Origin of the sequence: Salinibacter sp. 10B (assembly GCF_002954405.1) — a bacterium.
Lineage (GTDB): Bacteria > Bacteroidota > Rhodothermia > Rhodothermales > Salinibacteraceae > Salinibacter.
In genome coordinates, this window is record NZ_MQWC01000004.1 from 2,163,942 (window position 1) to 2,180,769 (window position 16,828).

Consider the following 16,828-nt stretch of genomic DNA (forward strand, 5'->3'; position numbering starts at 1 on the left):
TTATGGCCGGAATAAAATGGTGATTCCGTGGTAATGCCAATCAACCCGTGGATGTGGTCGGACATCACAACCCACGCGTCTAACCGAACGTACGGCCGCACCGACGGCGTCCGCCGCCATTCCTGGGCGGCGATGCACCCGGCCGCCGATAACTCCACAATCCCGTTCCGGACCTGACCGAAGAAGGGATGTCGGTCTTCGGTGCAGATTGTCACGAAATACCATCCCGACCGGCGGTAATCCCATTCGGTATGGCGGATGGTGTCAGACCGGTAGCCGTTGTACCGGGACATGAAAGAGAGGGACCATCTGACCAGAGACGTGTGCCTTCCAGACACGTGTTGCCTGCCAGAAATAACGTCCACGACACGGCACTCCTCCGAAACCCACCGTTCCCCCCACGGCTACAACGCCCACCGCCCATCTGCCACAACGCAGACACACCCTGCATGCCGGATCTCCCCATCGAGGACGTACTGCCGGACCTGACGAGCGCCCTGCGCGACGCCCCGGAGGCCGTGCTCCAGGCCCCCACCGGCGCCGGCAAGACGACGCGCGTCCCCCTGGCCCTGCTGGGCGAAGAATGGCTGGGCGACCAGAAGCTCATCATGCTGGAGCCGCGGCGGCTGGCCGCTCGGTCTGCGGCTCGGTTCATGGCGAAGCAGTTGGGCGAGGAAGCTGGGCAGACGGTGGGCTACCGGGTGCGCATGGACACACAGGTGGGCCGTCAGACCCAAATTGAGGTCGTGACGGAAGGCGTGCTCACGCGTATGCTGCAGGACGACCCGGCACTTGAGGGCGTGGGGGCAGTGCTGTTCGACGAGTTTCACGAGCGCAACCTGCAGGCCGACCTCGGGCTCGCCCTCACACTCCAGACCCGCGAGGTCTTCCGTCCGGAGCTCCGCGTCCTCGTGATGAGTGCAACGCTCGACACCGGTCCCATTGCGGAGCTGCTCGACGCCCCACTCATCGAAAGCGAGGGCCGCAGCTATCCGGTGGAGGTGCACTACCGAGACCGACCGGTGAAAGACCGCATCGAACCCGCCGTGGCGTCGAAAGTGAAGGCAGCCCTGAAGGACACCGACGGCGACGTGCTCGTCTTCCTTCCAGGAGCAGGAGAAATTCGGCGTACGAAATCACGACTGGAAGACAGCGTGCCGGACGACGTGGACCTCTATCCCCTCTTCGGCAACCTGCCGCCCGAGAAGCAGGACAGAGCCATTGAGCCGAGTCCGGAGGGACGGCGCAAGGTCGTGATTGCGACCGACATTGCGGAGACGAGCCTTACCATCGAGGGCGTGCGCGTGGTGGTGGACAGCGGCCTCCGCCGCGCCCCGCGGTTCGACGCGAGCAGCGGCATGACACGCCTCGAAACCGTCAAGATCTCTCAGGCCTCCGCCGATCAGCGGAAAGGACGGGCCGGACGCGTGGCCCCGGGTGTCTGCTACCGCCTCTGGACCGAGCGCACGCACCACCACCTCGACCGTCACACGCCGCCGGAGATCGAGAACGCGGACCTTGCGTCCCTTGCGCTGGAGCTCGCCACGTGGGGGACGCCCAATCCGTCCGACCTTCGCTGGCTCGACCCGCCGCCTGCCGACGCCTACGACCGCGCCCGCACGCTCCTACAGCGGCTCGGGGCGGTAGACGACGAGGGGCAGATTACCGACCACGGGCGCGAGATGTCTGATCTGGGGCTGCACCCGCGCCTGGCGCACATGCTCATCAACGCCCAGACGCTGGGGCACGGCGCGCTGGCCTGCGACCTCGCCGCCCTCCTCAGCGAGCGCGACATCTTCAAGGGCCAGGGCGAGGCGCCCGATGTAGACCTGCGCCTCCGCCTCGAAGCCCTCCATCGCCTCCGCCGCGGCGACCGTCCCACCCCCGACCACGCCCGCAACTACGTCGTCCCCTACGGCGCCGTAGGACACGTCCGCAAGGTGGCCGACCACTGGCGATCGACGCTTGGCGTCTCCCAGCACGAGGAGGGCGACATTGAGGCTTGCGGCCTCCTGACGGCGTTTGCCTACCCGGACCGCCTCGCCCAGCAGATCGAAAGCGGACGGTTTCGGCTTCGCAACGGGCAGGTCGCCGAATTACCAAATCCACAGTTGCTGTCGGACGCCGATTATCTCGTGGCTGCACACGTGGACGGCCGGCGGCAGACGAACCGAATCTTTCTCGCCGCGCCCCTTTCGGAAAACGAGATCCTCGACTACTTTGGCGATCAGATTGAGCCGACAGAAAACGTAGCGTGGGACGAAGACGCAGAACTGGTCCGCGCCCGGCGGCGCGACGAACTCGGCGCCCTCGTCCTCAAGGACGGGCCAATCGAGACGCCGGATCCGACGGCCATGGCCGAAGCGATGATCGAAGGGGTGCGGAAGGAAGGGCTCGACGTACTGCCGTGGACGGATCATGCACGTCAGCTCCAGCACCGCATCCAGTTTCTGCATCACCACCTTGGCGATAACTGGCCCGATGTGACCGACGCGGCGCTGCTCGACACGCTGGCGGACTGGCTCCTGCCGCACGTCTACGACATGAAGCGGGCCGTCGACCTGCAGCAACTCAACCTCCCGCAGATCCTACGCGACCGGCTCTCGTACGAACAACGAGATCGTCTAGAATCGTGGGCACCTACGCACATTGAGGTGCCCAGTGGCTTCGACCGGCCCATCGACTATTCAGATCCAGAGACGCCGGTCCTCGCCGTGCGCCTACAGGAGATGTTTGGGCAAACCGAAACGCCGCGCATTGCGGGAGGGCAGGTGCCCCTCACGCTTCATCTGCTCTCGCCCGCCCAGCGCCCCGTCCAGATTACGCAGGACCTCGCCCACTTTTGGGAGGACACGTACTACGACGTGCGGAAAGACATGCGGGGCCGCTACTCCAAGCACTACTGGCCGGAGGACCCGCTCAACGCCACGCCCACCCACACGACGAAGGCGCAGATGGAGGCGGACGTGTAGAGACTGGTTACGGCCTACTCTTCCCCTCCTCCGAGAAGATGTATCTTTTCCCGAAGGGCCGGGTCCGTGATCCCCTCCAGCGCATTGCGAGTATCGACGATGGAGGTCGCGTGTTCTGCAACCTGGTGGGGATCGAACGCGTCGTGGTCGGTGACGATCACCGTCGCATCGTACTGTTGCAACACCTCTGGGGTCAACTCCTCCACCGCGGGGATATCAAGGGTGCCGTTCTCAGATGTCGGGACCGAAAACGAATCGACGTGGGGGTCGTGGTAGTGGATGTTGTCAATATCCTTTTCCCGGAGAAGCTTGATGATCGTCCCCGCTGGCGAATGGCGGGTATCATCAACATTGCGCTTAAAGGCCACCCCAAGCACGAGCACGCTGGCCTCGCTGAGCTGAACCGGTTGCCGGGCGATGGCCTCGACCACCGACTCGACGACGTAGAACGGCATGCCCTCGTTAATGCGCGCCGACAGCGTGATAAAGCTCGTTTCGAAGTCGTGCTTCCGCGCCAGCCATGACAGGTAGTGCGGGTCAATCGGGATGCAGTGTCCGCCGAGCCCCGGCCCGGGATAAAACGGCATAAAGCCGAACGGCTTGGTAGCGGCCGCCTGGATGACTTCCCACATCGACACGTCGCCAATACGGTCGCACAGCTGGGCGAGCTCGTTGACAAGGGCGATGTTGACCGAGCGGAAGATGTTTTCCAGTAGCTTTTCCATCTCGGCCACCTTTGGGTTGGAGACCGCGTGGACCTCCGCCACGATCTGCTCCAGTGCCTTTTTGGTAAGGTGCGTACACGTCTCGGTCGCCCCACCCGCCACGACCGGCGTATTGGCCGTCGTGTATTCGTCGTTGCCCGGATCGATGCGCTCGGGACTGTGGGCGAGGAAATAGTCTTCCCCGAGCTCCAATCCCTTCTCCCGAGCCGCCTCTTCCAAGATGGGCTGCACCACTCCCTCCGTCGTATCCGGATAGGTGGTACTCTTAAGCACGATGAGCTGTCCCGGACGAAGGTGCTCCGCAATTGACCGGGCTGCCGACTCGATATACGACGTGTCGGGTTCGTTCGTCTCCGTCACCGGGGTCGGGACGCAGATATAGAACACGTCGATCTCATCACTGCCGGCGAAGTTCGCCGTCCCCCGTAGACGGCCCTCTTCCACAAGTTGACGAATGGTGTCATCGTCGAGATCTTCGATATAATTCGCCCCCGCATTCAACTGCTGGACGCGCCCCTCATCGAGATCAATGCCCACCGTATCAAAGGCCTGTTCGGCGTACTCAACGGCCAGGGGAAGACCTACGTATCCCAGTCCAACGACCCCGATGGTGGCCTGTGCTGCGTCGAGACGCTGAGCAAGCTGTCGAGCCGCTGCCGATTGGTCCGCGCGCGCCGCCGACGTGGATCCGTTCGACGAAAGAGGAGAAGAAGCGGTCTCGAGATCCATGTGTATAGGAGAGTTAAAAAAGGAATACGACGCTCAGCAACCGGACGCGTGCAATTTGTGCGCCATGCCACTTACTGTGCCACCAGCTCCGCGTCTTCGGCAACAATCGTGGAGGGATCAGGCTCCAGGGGCTCCACGGTCACCCCAAAGGCCATACAGGGAATGTCCGCCTCTCGACACATGCGGTACACAGCCCGCTGTCGCGTTTCGGACATCGTCGTGGTCGTTACAATCACCTCATCCACCTTCTTCTCCCGACAGACCCGCACGATGTCCTCCCCGGTGCCCTCTACTTTCAATCCCTGAACGGTTTGCCCTTGCTTCAAAGGATCATCGTCTATGAACCCGATGGGACACCGGCGGAGTTCCGGGTTTCGGCGCAGTTCGCGGAGCGTAAGCACCCCTGCATCCCCGGCCCCATAGAGCAACACCCGCCGCCCGTCCGTCCGATTTGCCGCAAAATACTGGCGAAGGCCCCGAAATCCAAAGCGGATGCCCACGATGGCCAGAGTGACGATCATCCAGTCGATAACGAGCACGGATACCGACACAGCTCCCGCCCCGTGGAGAAGGGCGTACACCCCACCCGTCGCAAGTTCGGCCGCAACGGTGGCCCCTCCTGCTCGCACGAGCTCCGGCGTTCCCGCGTGGCGCCAAATGCCGCGGTACAGCCCCATGGCGTAAAATACGAGCACCTTCACCGCCACGACGAGCGGAAGCCCCTCCAACATCCAGGTCTCTTGAATGCCCGAGAGTCCTCCCTCGTATCGAAGGTAGTGCGCCACGATAAAGGCAGCCCCCACGAGAAAAACGTCCGCAAACATGCCCGCCACCTCTTTCCACCGGTCGCCGAACGCATTGTGCAGAATGCGCAACGGCCGGGTCGGCGACGCGGGGGCGCCATCCCCCTGCGCTCCTCCCGCCCGGTACACGTTTGCCCGTGCGAGGTGAACCCCAAAGACTGCAAGGGCCGCCCCTACAAAAATGCTCACCGCGTAAAACAGAACAACATCCACAAAGAGCACCACCAGCGCAAGCGCTCCGGACAGCAGGCTCAACCCGTAGAGCATAAGCACGGCATGGCGCTCTGACAACCCTAGAAAGACCAATCGGTGAGAGGCATGGTCGCGTCCTCCTTGTGACACCGGACGGCCCGCCAACCGGCGCATGAAGGTCACAAGCGTGGTGTCCAGAATGGGAACGGCCAGTACGGCGAGGGGAATGAGCCCCACCGCCAACTGCCCGGCCACGTCCGCCTGCCGTTGAGTGATAAGCGTAAGAGCCGCAATCGAGAAGCCGAGAAATAAGCTTCCGCAGTCGCCCATAAAGATCCGGGCCGGCTTAAAGTTGAACACCAGAAACCCCAGGGCCGCCCCACTGATGGCGCCCCCCACGGCCATGGTCGTAGTACTTCCCGAGAGCCCGGCAAACACCGTCACGACGAGGGCCGCAATCCCGGCGATGCCCGCCGACAGACCGTCCATGTTGTCGAGGAGGTTCACCGCATTGGTGATGCCAACCACCCAGAGAAGGGTGAGAGGCAAAGACATCCAGAGCGGCCAGTGCGCCCCAAAGGCATATCCGGAGTACAGTAGCAATCCGGTTGCAATGACCTGAGCAGCGAGCTTTGCGGCCGGCCGGATGCGGGCAAGATCGTCAATGGCTCCCACCACAAACATCAGGGTCGCCCCGCTCCAGATCGCCCACACCTCCTCAAGCGGAAGAACCGAAAAAATGCCGAGCGTCGCTGCGCCATAGATCGCAATCCCGCCCATCAGAGCCGTGGGGCGTCCGTGCCACCGATCCGACCGCGGGTACGCGACCCAGTCGAAGCGACGAGCAACATGAATTGTGAGGGGGGTAAGCACTACCACCGCCGCCGCCGCTACGGAGAGGGCCCAAACGATAGGCCATAACATGTCTGTATCCAATGGAGTCATACACAGGAGGGAGTTGTGAGCGAACAGGCGAATCCGCACACGCACGCTACAAACGGATTCGCACCGCTCTAAAAACTCAATGTCGCAGCGGTGACGTGCGTCACGACGAGGACGACTCAAACCGCTTCAAATCAATTTTCTCCTCAGTCTCCTCCGACCGAGACGTCACGTCCTCGATTACGTCAAGCAAAATGTCTTCCAGCGAGAATTCAGGCTCAAAATCAATTGTGGACTGAAGCTTGGAGATATCCGGCGTTCGCCGTTTCATATCCTCGAATCCGGGTCCGTACACCTCCTCATACGGTGTATACGTAATCTCGGAGGACGAGCCGGACAAATTGCGTACGCGATGGGCGAGTTCTTTAATCGAGATTTCGCTCTGCTGTCCCACATTAAAGATCTCCCCTTCCGCCTCGGGCGTTTCAAGTAACCCCAACACGGCACGAACTGCATCATGCACGTGCGTGAAGCAGCGGCTCTGTGTACCATCGCCGTGCACCTGAATGGGCTCGTCCGCCAGGGCGCGCTGCACAAAATTCGGGATCACCATCCCATACCGGCTGCTCTGCCGCGGGCCGACGGTGTTAAAAAAGCGAACGCAGATAACGGGCAAATCATATTCGTCGTAGTAGGCCTTTGCCAAAAACTCATCCATGGCCTTCGAGCAGGCATAGGCCCACCGCCGCTTGTTCGTGGCCCCCAGCGTCCAATCGTCGTCCTCACTCAAGGCGTTCAGCGAATCATCCTTCTGCATCGCCTTGCCGTAGATCTCCGAGGTGGAGGCAATCAGCGTCTTCTTGTCATGATGCCGGGCTAGTTCCAAGACGTTCTCCGTCCCGCCAACATTGGTCTGGATCGTTTCCACGGGGGTCTCCATGATGCGCTTCACGCCCACGGCGGCCGCCAGATGCACGATCCGATCACATTCTTCCACGCACTGCTCGAGGGTATTATCGTCGAGCACATTGCCCACCGTGAGCGTAAACCGATCGTGGTCGGCCCACTGCTCGACATTGGCCAGGCGGCCCGTGGAAAGGTTATCATACGCATGTACGTGATGACCGGCGTCGATGAGGCGATCCGTCAGATGACTGCCAATAAAGCCGGCGCCGCCGGTGAGAAGGTAACGCATGCTGGGATGGTGGGGGTTGGACACACGGAAGAGAATACACAATCAACGTCCCTGCCGTCTCTCGACGGCCTCCTCACATGGTAATCGAGAGCACCGACAAAGAGAAGACCGCCCCCGGCGCAATTCACAGAGGACTCGTAGACGCCCGGTGCCACGTGATGCCCAGTGTTTTTAACACCCGATTGCCTGATAGTGACCACTTGCCCCCCGACCCAGGGCAACGGATGCCGAAATCCAGAGCGGAAGAGCGGCGGTCCTCTGCCTCTATCACCCGATTTTGTTCGAAAGACCGGGCGCGTCAGAGAAAAGGGTCCGACCGACCTGCCGGAAACAGAGGAGAGAAATCAGATGTAATCGTCCTGTCCCCCCCTTCTCTCCAGCGCTCCTCCCAACAGGCGAAAAACGCCCACATCCATACCGTGCAGACACACCAATGACGAGAACGCACACGAGCCGCCCTCATCCGCCGAAGGTCCGACCGCTACACCTCTAGCACCGGCCGGTCGGCATAGTAGTCCTTCACCCAGTCGGCAAATTTCTGTAGGCCCTCCTCAATCGGCGTATCCGGCTCGTAGCCGAGGAGGTCGCGGGCCTTCGAAATGTCGGCAAACGTCCGCTTCACGTCCCCCGGCTGCGTCGGCAGCTGTTCAATCTCCGGCTCAATGTCCATGGCCTCAGCGATGCCGGAAATGAGATCTTTGAGCTGCGTAGTCTTTGAGCCACCGAGGTTGATGATTTCGTACTCCGGCTCGTCCAGAGACTTGGCACGGCGTAGACTGCGCACGATGCCGTCGACAATGTCTGCCACGTAGGTGTAATCGCGGCTGGACGTGCCGTCGCCGTACATGGTGATCGGCTGATCGGTGAGGAGCTGCCGGGCGAATTTGTGAATGGCCAGATCCGGGCGCTGGCGGGGGCCATAGACTGTAAAGAAGCGGAGACAGTGGATGGTCATGTCGTAGAGGTGGTGAAACGTGTGCGCCAGGAGTTCGCCGGACCGCTTGGTCGCAGCGTACGGCGAAATGGGCTCGCGCACTGGATCGTCCTCCGCGAAGGGGACCTTGTCGTTTTTACCGTAGACGGACGAGGAGGAGCCGTAAATGAACTTGTCGATCCCGGTCAGCCCGAATGGATTTACTTCGGAGCTCCATTCCTTAAATGGTAGAAGCAATCATCGAATGCGCGCTTCTTGAATGCTGGAAATATCTCCCTCCCAAAATCTGGGCACATCGAACCAGTACTCCTTACAGATGATGATTCACCGAAGTCAACCATTATGTCATGTCGTTGAAACGAAAGACAATCATGCCCGGAAGATCCCTGAATCCGGCGCGATCTATTCAATCGATTACCCGATCCAGACGTAAAATTTCACAAATTATTTTTTACATTTATTTACCTACCCTCCATTTTTTTAACTTGAACTAAAAAAATAGAATAAATAAAATTACAAGTACGCGACAAGATTTAAATTTATGATCTAAATATATCAACTCTTATAACTGCAAAAAATTTCATATATTAACTTTGACAACCCTAATATCAATACTACAAAAATATAAATATATTTTTGAGGTGATGAGAAATTTTTCAACACAACAAAACGACGATGTCTTATTGTAGATAAACGTACCCCAATGCGATCTCGAGTCGAGTCTCTATGCTTACGGTATAAATATACCGATTCATCGACGCAGATAATTCCCTGTGTCTCTTTCAAGCACCGAATAGAATAGTCGATGTCCTGACATCGTTTGAGTTCAGGATCGAATGGGCCAACACGCTCGACTAGAGAACGGTGTAGAAGACAGGCATTGAGATGAAACGGAGTTCTATACGACAAGCAAAATGCACGCTTCAGACGATTGGGTGATAGCGAACGGGGGCAGGGCCGCTCTCCTAGAGTCACAGTGCTGACTTCGCCGATGACCTCAAAGCCACCAATCGCCATGTCGGTCCCCGGATTTTCCCTCAACGCCTCCATGCGTCGTGTGAGACTGTTCGGAGGCAATTGATCATCCGCATCGAGGAGAGCAAGATATTCCCCTGACATTGCCTCAATTCCTCGATTGACCGCAGCCGGCTTTCCCTGATTCGGCTGTGATAGATATCGCACCCGTTTGTCATATCGATTACCTTCAGGTTCTGCAAACTGGCGTACGACTCGTTCAGTCGCGTCTGTAGATCCGTCATCGATGACAATCAATTCAACATTATTGTAAACTACATCGAGTACGGACGTGATAGCTTGTCCAACAAACTCCGCCATATTGTAGGCTGGAATGATGACACTGACCCTCGGCACAGCTGAATATTTCGAAGTGGGCCGCGGTACATTCATAATTCACACAGATAATAGTGGTAGAGATGACATCCAGGATGAAGTGTCCCTACTTAAGATTCATCGTCCTCGGCGACGTACGCATACACTTCTTCCATTCGATCAAGGCACGATGACCAGCTGTAGAACTTTTTGACATAACTCCGACCGGCTACCCCCATCTTCTGACGCGCTGTCGGATCGAGTACAAGTTTTCTGAGAGCTTTTATCGTCGACTCCACGTCCCCGCGTCCTACGACGATACCTGTTTCCCCATCTTCCACAACCTCCGGCAAACCCCCAACGTTCGAGACGACAGTTGGACACTGGCAGGATGAAGCCTCGATAACCGCAACGCCGAAACTCTCAGCTCGGCTCGCTGCTACATACACGTCAAGGGTTCGCAGGTAGGTAGGAACCTTCGCGTGAGGCACAGCTCCTACAAAAGTCGTAACTGCGCCAACTCCTTTCTCGCGTGCCAGCGTCTCCAGCTCTTCGCGCAGAGCCCCTCCCCCAACGATTAGTAATCGTAACGCTTTGGCTACGTCGGGATGCTCGGTAGCAAGATTACTGCGCAAATTAGCGAAAGCACGAATGAGAATGTCGACCCCATATTTGTGCTCCAGCTTTTTTACAGTTCCGATAACAATCTCCTCCATATCATTCTCCTCTAAGATGCTCCGTCGATCATTTCCGTCTGGAGAAAACATACTCGTATCAACGCCGAAAGGCGTGATGCTTATTGACCGGTTCGAGCCGTCTAATGAACGTGTTTGCCGCGCCATATCGCGGCTTGTAGAGCACAGGTGGTCGGCTGCATCCAGATTACTTACAAGAAGATGGCGATGCACGAACGATCGGTACGGAAACTCATAGACATCACTTCCCCACACAGATAGGAGCAGCGGACGCGTTCCTCCTAGACGAGACAGAGTCCCATACCCACTAGCAAAATGAACGTGCAGAAGATCAGGGTCGATAGAAGACAGAATCCTGCGTAGGAACGGCACATTGAGAAAATATCCGTGAGGTGCTCTAAAAGGAAGCACCTGAACAGACACATCCGATCTAATCGGATCGCCGCCGGGATGCATCGTGACAAGCGATATGTCATACCCACGGTCACTAAGACCGTTGATCCACCGAACAGTGTGGACATCAGAGCGGTCAGCAAGGAAGGCGACGGTCATCGAAAGGGTTATTCTGTGGCGTTTTAGGATGGCTGAGGTGGTTAATCAGTCGCACCGGGGTCGCGTTTCTGCAAGGAAGCTGCCGTTGCGTCATGACAAGAAGTTGGCAGACCTAACCTCGCAGTCATACGATAATCTTCGCCCAACCCCGTATACGACGATACCAAGAATTACGAACTTATACATCACAAAACCTTGCGCGGAGTTGATCATCGAAGCCAGAAAGAACGGAATAAATACATATACTAAACCTGATTCTTTTCGATACATTATTACGATTGCCCGGTGTACAAATAAAACAAGAACCAGAACTCCCATAACCCCAAAACTAAAAAAAGTAGTAACAAATAAAGAATAATCTTGCACGTCTGTCCCGGTACCCGTATACACGTGTCTAAAGTACGGGGAGGCTGAGTTTAATCCATACCCAATCCACAGCAGACCCTTCTCCTGCAGCTGCTGGTAAACATTGATAGCTCCGGCGAACCGAGGATTGTATCCCTGTTGGGAAAGGGTAATTATAAACTCGATTCCCCGCGCGAGCCGGTTGATTGTTCGTCCGAAGTAGGACGCTGTCTTCAACCAATCCAGTCCCCCGAGCCCTATGAAGGCGAACATCGACCCAAAAGTACCAAGAACGCCCCCCCACACTGCCCATGGTCCTCGCCGGACCAAGTAGACTCCAAAGATACTCAGAATGAAGACAAGCAGTACTGTCGCCGAGTTTGACGTAGTTGCAAATGCAACAGCAAGTGCAAGTCCCATCCAGTCGGACTTCTTCCAAGCCACCAATCCGACGCTAGCGACTGCTGGAGCTGCTGCTGAAGGCTCAGTGAAGAATGCTTGCGGCCGTATATTGCCGTAGGAAAGGTCGAGTAGAAAGGGCAAACCCGTCATCTTATACACAAGAAGCGCTGCCAATCCTACTCCCAGACAGAGCCGCCCAAGCTGGTAAAAGGTTTTGAGTAGCAGATCTTCATCATAAAATAGACATGCGTATACCGTTACAGAGACGATGTAGCCATATACGCGAACCGCTGCAATAACGTACTCAGTGAGGGATCCCGCAATAGGGTAGACATTAACCATAAGAAAGTACCCCAACTGAGTAACGGCAATAGTTCCGAGAATGCCTACCAGCCGACGCGTCTGCGCAACAGAAGGGGACTGCATATGGAACGCCAGAGCCGCCAGCCCGAGATTTAACATCAGTTCCGCTTGATACAGCGGAATGCGGATGAGCGGGTCACCACCAATGGAGATTTGGAGAAAGAAGAACGAAGATACGAATACCGTTGTCGCAAGTGTTGAAAGCTTCACTTTATCGAGTTGATTCATCAGTACTCCCATCGCCTTAGCCCTAATAGTGTGATGAGGCGTCGGTACCCATCCACGAGCAATCGACCCGCCGTTGTAGTTTCAGCCATGCGGCGCAATCTAAACCGTAGGTTTCGAAAGACACAGTTGTAGAGAAAGGAGAACATTGGATTATCACCGTACTCAACACAGATACGGTGCACTTCTCCGAGCGTATCAGCATACTGATTGTTCGACTTCCCTTCTAGTCGCATTCGGGCCAAGCAAGTACCCTCAATATACCGAAACCGACACCCACGCTCGGCCATGTCTCTCAACCATTCATAATCCATTGCATACTCAATACGTGGGTTATATAAACGCTTCTCATACAGCGGCTTACGGACGAACACAGACGGATGGGGAATAGACGGCATTGCATATCTGAACGCGGACGCATCGATACCTTTCTGGGCCTTGCGGACATACTCAGTGTCGCCGGTTGCGTCTGTCATGTAGATATCCCCATAAAATACATCACTGTCCGGATCTTGACGAGATGCACGGGCAATACGTGCGATGGTTCTCGGCCGGTAGGCATCGCCAGCGTTGAGTAACCCCACTAGATCGCCACTCGTCCGTCGTATTCCCTTGTTAAACGCGTCGCTGATACCCTCGTCTGCTTCGCTAATCCATGTCGACAGTGCCGATTCATGAGCACGAATCACGTCAAGTGTGCCGTCTGTGGAACCACCGTCGACAACAATGTACTCGATGGGTTCATACGACTGGCTGACCACGCTTTGGATTGTTTCTTCTATGACATCTTGGGAGTTCCAACAGACAGTAACGACGCTTACTTTTGGTAATCCTTCACTAGTCGCGGCACTCATATTAAGTTACTAATATTTTACAAACTTAAACATCAAACTCTTCGTGGTAAGCCATTTTATCATTAAAGTTACTCACATATTCGATGTTTCCGGTGGGGATCTTCCTAGCCCTTCATGCGCATCACTGGTAGCTAGCTTTACCTGGCCCACTCCCTCCTTGAGCTAACGGATGAACCGGCGCCATACCCTCTCATCCTCGCTGAGGGCCACCTCAATCCCGAGAGTTTCCGCTGTCCATCTTCGCGTATGCCAGCCGACAGCTTGCGGTTGTGGGTCCCACGGCCTTCTGGCGTCGCACTTTAAGCTGTATCACAGCGAGTCTCAAGAACGGATACTCTTGCTCAAGGGGCGCTCGGTACACACCTAAACCTGCTCTCAAAATCCTTGCTCAAGCGAGAGACCGTCGGATTTGAGAATTATCCTCCGTAAAACTCAGTGGGGATTTCCTTGATTCGATTGGTGCTGACTCATTGGACCACCATCTTCACCTGCATTAGCAAAAGCGCCTTCTCGACCTCAAAAGTGATCCTCGTCGTTCTGCTTGGTTTTTGTTGATTAGTCTTAGAGTGTGTCTATGAATTTGGTGTGGGAGGGGGGACGAGCTGACGGACCAGCAATCGCAGCATATCTGCGTAGATAAACCCGACGACGCTCTCGACTCGATACTCGAAATCGCGGCAGAGCCCGACATTTCAGAAGCCAAGCAAAGGTCCGCTCCACGACCCAGCGGCGCGGGAAGACCTGAAAGGAACCGTCTCTGGCTTTTTTGACGACCTCGACGGTCCATCCCCCGTCTCCTCAGCCCACTCGGCGAAGGGCTCTCCGCCGTATCCGCCGTCGACCCATAGGTGGGAGAGAGCCGAGGAAGATCGGCCTTGCCCTGCGCAAAAAGCCGCTTTCCTCCCTCGCGGTATCCGACGTCAGCGGTCGTGACGACAACCTCGACGGGAAGGCCCTCCGTGTTGACCATCAAGTACCGCTTTTGGCCGACCAATCCCTTGGCTCCGTCGAACCCACGCTTTTCACTCGTTTCCGCCGTTCGGACCGACCGGCTGTCGAGAATCGCGGCGCTTGGAGTGTACCTTCGGCCTTGCACCTTACGCCAGCGCTGGTGGAGGGCGTCGTAGATCCGTTCGAGAGTGCCATCAAGACGCCACCGGCTGAAGTAGGCATGGACCGTATGCCAGTTCGGGGTAAAGTCGCCGGTCAGGTCTCGCCACTGACACCCGTTTTTCAACACGTAGAAGATCCCGTCGACGACCTCTCCCATGTCGGAGGTTCGCTGGTCGCCTCCCGAGCGGGCCGGTGGAATCAGCGGTTCGATCAACGCCCACTGCTTATCGGTAAGGTCCGAGGTGTAGGATTTGCGCATCGATTCAGAAAAGGAAAGGGTTCCAGAGCAAGGAAAGAAGCTTCCAGAACGCCAAATTTCGTAGACGGATTCTTAGAGACTGTTTTGATTTTTGAGCGGGTTGAGAATCGACGAGACAATTTCCCAGGGATTGGAGGTCCGTCCGTTGCTCAGTAGGCGCCCCGATGGATTGCAACGATCTGCAGTCGTCGCGCTCTGCTTGAACTGCCATCGTGTGAAACCAAAACAGTCTCTTAGTCCCAACTTGGCTGAACGCGATCTATTTTTCTATGCAACCGGATCAGTTACACAATTATCAGGGCACAACCCGGATACGACCCGGCTGCTCCTGCTCTCTAGCTACAACTGTACTCAAGATGCGCAAAATGTGCCGCAGCTTTCAACCTAAAGAAGGCGTCACAGCTCTTCATAAGCTACGTCCTGATAAACACGGTGCAGGCATTCCGCCGATCGCCTCCAGGAGAACTGTCTCCTACGCTTTTCACCGCGATCAATGAGAGTACGCCGGTACTCATCATCCTTGACGACTCTCTCAACAACAGTCTTCAATGCTTCCTCCTTGCCGGGTTCGAAATAGGCCGCTGCCTCTCCGGCAATCTCGGGAAAGCAACTCCGACGACTTACAACCACCGGACACCGGTTTCGGAACGCTTCCAAGATCGGCAACCCAAACCCTTCATACAAGGAGGGATAGGCCAACAGCGTCGCATTTCGGTAGTACGAGGTCATCTTCTCGTCGGATGGAGTATCGTGGTGTACCCGCGAATCCACACCTCTCTTCACGAAGGGACGGAGTTCACTGTCTGTGATCTCTTCTCCACCGAGACAGACGAGATGCAGTTCGGGCATTTCCTCCATGAGTGGGGCGAGGGCCTTAACAAGTTCACTGAAGTTCTTATAACCTTTCCGCTTTCCTACATATAGTACGTACTGATCCGGCGTATTGAGGGACTCGTCACCTTGAGTTTTTTTCTTCCCACCTCCGTGAGGAACGACATATATTTTTTCGGAATCACAATTGTATATATCTTGGAGGTCCTGCTTTGTGTTTTCCGAGACACAGACGATAGCGGTTGCCCGATCACACATTTCCTGCTTTCCCGAGTGTACAGCTTCAGGATTGTCAAACTCTTCTGGATAGAGCTCCGGAGTCATATCGTGTACGGTAACCACGAGCGGTATACCCGAACAGAGTTTCGCAAGGCAGACGTTGTAATGTGTTTGGTGATACACATCGACCCCCCCTCCCCAAACCCCCGACAAGAACATGGGAAAATTTAAGGAATTGAGCAGCCTACGGAGTCCTCGGAAGTAAACATCTATTGTAATACCACTGTAGCTGGTGCAATGTCGCAGGTAAGCATTTCGAGAAAACCTGAATGGAAGACAAACCTCTACCTTCCCTCCCCTCGCAAAGCGGCGGAAATGTTCGACGAAGCTACGCGATATTCCCCCGTAGCGCTGAGTCGTAAATGTATCGTAATCGTAGGCTACCCGAAGCGACATATCTACTGGTCTTCAGACCGAAACCACACAAGCACAGCATCACCGTATCCTTGCTGCACTCCTCGTAGGTCGAATCTACCCCCGTTCTCCCTCAAGCGATCCTGCAGCCATGTCTCATCTCGACCTTCATGCAACTCCACTACAAGATGACGGACCCGGTGGATCCATGGAGCACATTTAGAAAAAACCTCTCCTTCGCCTCCTTCGATGTCACACTTGAGAATGTCGATTGCCCCTTCCGGACGCTCCTCATCAAGAATCTCCGTAACCGGTCGCACAGGCACACGTTCGAGGATCTCTCTCGACTCCGAGGAAGGATCGGCACACTTTCGAAGCTCATTTGCGCCTCCAGCTCCCCCTGACGCCAGCGCCGCTTGTCCGGTCTCTGTCCCCACCAATGCGTGACAGATTGTAACCTGCCCAGACTCAATAAGGGGAGCGAGCGATTTCTCCGCCATACGTACATTCGGGGTATACGGCTCGACACCTGTGACTTGTGCCTGCGGCCATTCCCGTACGAAAAACCCGATGGAGAATCCGACGTTGGTGCCAAGATCAAGAATGTACTCCACGGGCTCCCGAACTGACGGCAAAAAGTCGGTGTATTCCCCCCCGTCCTGTACAAATATCTCTTGAAACGTGACGTAGTCACTCGTTCCCGGTCGACAGTAGAGTGGAAAGTCCAATCCACGGAGGTTAAGGGGAAGCGCCTCCTCAGGATGGCGACTTCCACCTGTACGCCCTGCCTTCCGC

General features: G+C 56.3%; 10 protein-coding genes and 1 pseudogene. 1 reads left to right on the forward strand and 10 read right to left on the reverse strand.

What is annotated here, in order from left to right:
* The first annotated feature begins 449 nt into the window (after nucleotides 1–449).
* Nucleotides 450–2,972, forward strand: coding sequence for an ATP-dependent helicase HrpB (gene hrpB, locus BSZ35_RS09030; protein ID WP_105012124.1), 2,523 nt, complete (start codon nucleotides 450–452; stop codon nucleotides 2,970–2,972).
* Between the two features lie 14 nt (nucleotides 2,973–2,986).
* On the opposite strand, the gene BSZ35_RS09035 is transcribed toward hrpB, so the two are convergent.
* The 10 genes and pseudogenes from BSZ35_RS09035 to BSZ35_RS09080 form a co-directional block, all read right to left on the reverse strand.
* Nucleotides 2,987–4,426 carry a nucleotide sugar dehydrogenase gene (locus BSZ35_RS09035; protein WP_105012125.1) on the reverse strand — a complete coding sequence of 480 codons (1,440 nt, stop codon included), beginning with the start codon at nucleotides 4,424–4,426 and terminating at the stop codon, nucleotides 2,987–2,989.
* Between the two features lie 71 nt (nucleotides 4,427–4,497).
* Nucleotides 4,498–6,345 carry a hypothetical protein gene (locus BSZ35_RS09040; RefSeq protein ID WP_181149257.1) on the reverse strand — a complete coding sequence of 616 codons (1,848 nt, stop codon included), beginning with the start codon at nucleotides 6,343–6,345 and terminating at the stop codon, nucleotides 4,498–4,500.
* Nucleotides 6,346–6,466: 121 nt separating this feature from the next.
* A complete protein-coding gene (locus BSZ35_RS09045) occupies nucleotides 6,467–7,498 on the reverse strand; it encodes a GDP-mannose 4,6-dehydratase (protein ID WP_105012127.1) in 1,032 nt (343 codons plus the stop codon).
* Nucleotides 7,499–7,979: 481 nt separating this feature from the next.
* Nucleotides 7,980–8,669: an NAD-dependent epimerase/dehydratase family protein gene (locus tag BSZ35_RS09050; RefSeq protein WP_258096166.1), complete on the reverse strand. Its 690-nt coding sequence runs from the start codon at nucleotides 8,667–8,669 to the stop codon at nucleotides 7,980–7,982.
* 318 nt (nucleotides 8,670–8,987) lie between these two features.
* On the reverse strand, nucleotides 8,988–9,839 hold the full coding sequence (locus BSZ35_RS09055) for a glycosyltransferase (RefSeq protein ID WP_105012128.1): 852 nt from the start codon (nucleotides 9,837–9,839) through the stop codon (nucleotides 8,988–8,990).
* A gap of 53 nt (nucleotides 9,840–9,892) precedes the next feature.
* Nucleotides 9,893–11,008 (reverse strand): glycosyltransferase, encoded by a 1,116-nt coding sequence (locus tag BSZ35_RS20215; RefSeq protein WP_105012129.1) that lies wholly within the window; start codon nucleotides 11,006–11,008, stop codon nucleotides 9,893–9,895.
* A gap of 90 nt (nucleotides 11,009–11,098) precedes the next feature.
* Complete coding sequence (locus BSZ35_RS09065) at nucleotides 11,099–12,346, reverse strand: hypothetical protein (protein ID WP_105012130.1); 1,248 nt, start codon at nucleotides 12,344–12,346, stop codon at nucleotides 11,099–11,101.
* On the reverse strand, nucleotides 12,346–13,197 hold the full coding sequence (locus tag BSZ35_RS09070) for a glycosyltransferase family 2 protein (protein WP_105012131.1): 852 nt from the start codon (nucleotides 13,195–13,197) through the stop codon (nucleotides 12,346–12,348). The genes BSZ35_RS09065 and BSZ35_RS09070 overlap by 1 nt, the downstream gene beginning before the upstream one ends.
* A gap of 665 nt (nucleotides 13,198–13,862) precedes the next feature.
* A pseudogene (locus BSZ35_RS20220) lies at nucleotides 13,863–13,988 on the reverse strand (IS5/IS1182 family transposase); the annotation flags it as partial.
* 977 nt (nucleotides 13,989–14,965) lie between these two features.
* A complete protein-coding gene (locus BSZ35_RS09080) occupies nucleotides 14,966–16,075 on the reverse strand; it encodes a glycosyltransferase family 1 protein (protein WP_105012133.1) in 1,110 nt (369 codons plus the stop codon).
* Nucleotides 16,076–16,828: the final 753 nt, after the last annotated feature.

Bases quoted from the DNA above. Each gene is read 5' to 3' on its own strand.
- hrpB (WP_105012124.1), top strand. From the start codon at position 450: ATGCCGGATCTCCCCATCGAGGACGTACTGCCGGACCTGACGAGCGCC.
- BSZ35_RS09035 (WP_105012125.1), bottom strand. From the start codon at position 4,426: ATGGATCTCGAGACCGCTTCTTCTCCTCTTTCGTCGAACGGATCCACG.
- BSZ35_RS09040 (WP_181149257.1), bottom strand. From the start codon at position 6,345: ATGTTATGGCCTATCGTTTGGGCCCTCTCCGTAGCGGCGGCGGCGGTG.
- BSZ35_RS09045 (WP_105012127.1), bottom strand. From the start codon at position 7,498: ATGCGTTACCTTCTCACCGGCGGCGCCGGCTTTATTGGCAGTCATCTG.
- BSZ35_RS09055 (WP_105012128.1), bottom strand. From the start codon at position 9,839: ATGAATGTACCGCGGCCCACTTCGAAATATTCAGCTGTGCCGAGGGTC.
- BSZ35_RS20215 (WP_105012129.1), bottom strand. From the start codon at position 11,008: ATGACCGTCGCCTTCCTTGCTGACCGCTCTGATGTCCACACTGTTCGG.
- BSZ35_RS09065 (WP_105012130.1), bottom strand. From the start codon at position 12,346: ATGAATCAACTCGATAAAGTGAAGCTTTCAACACTTGCGACAACGGTA.
- BSZ35_RS09070 (WP_105012131.1), bottom strand. From the start codon at position 13,197: ATGAGTGCCGCGACTAGTGAAGGATTACCAAAAGTAAGCGTCGTTACT.
- BSZ35_RS09080 (WP_105012133.1), bottom strand. From the start codon at position 16,075: ATGTCGCTTCGGGTAGCCTACGATTACGATACATTTACGACTCAGCGC.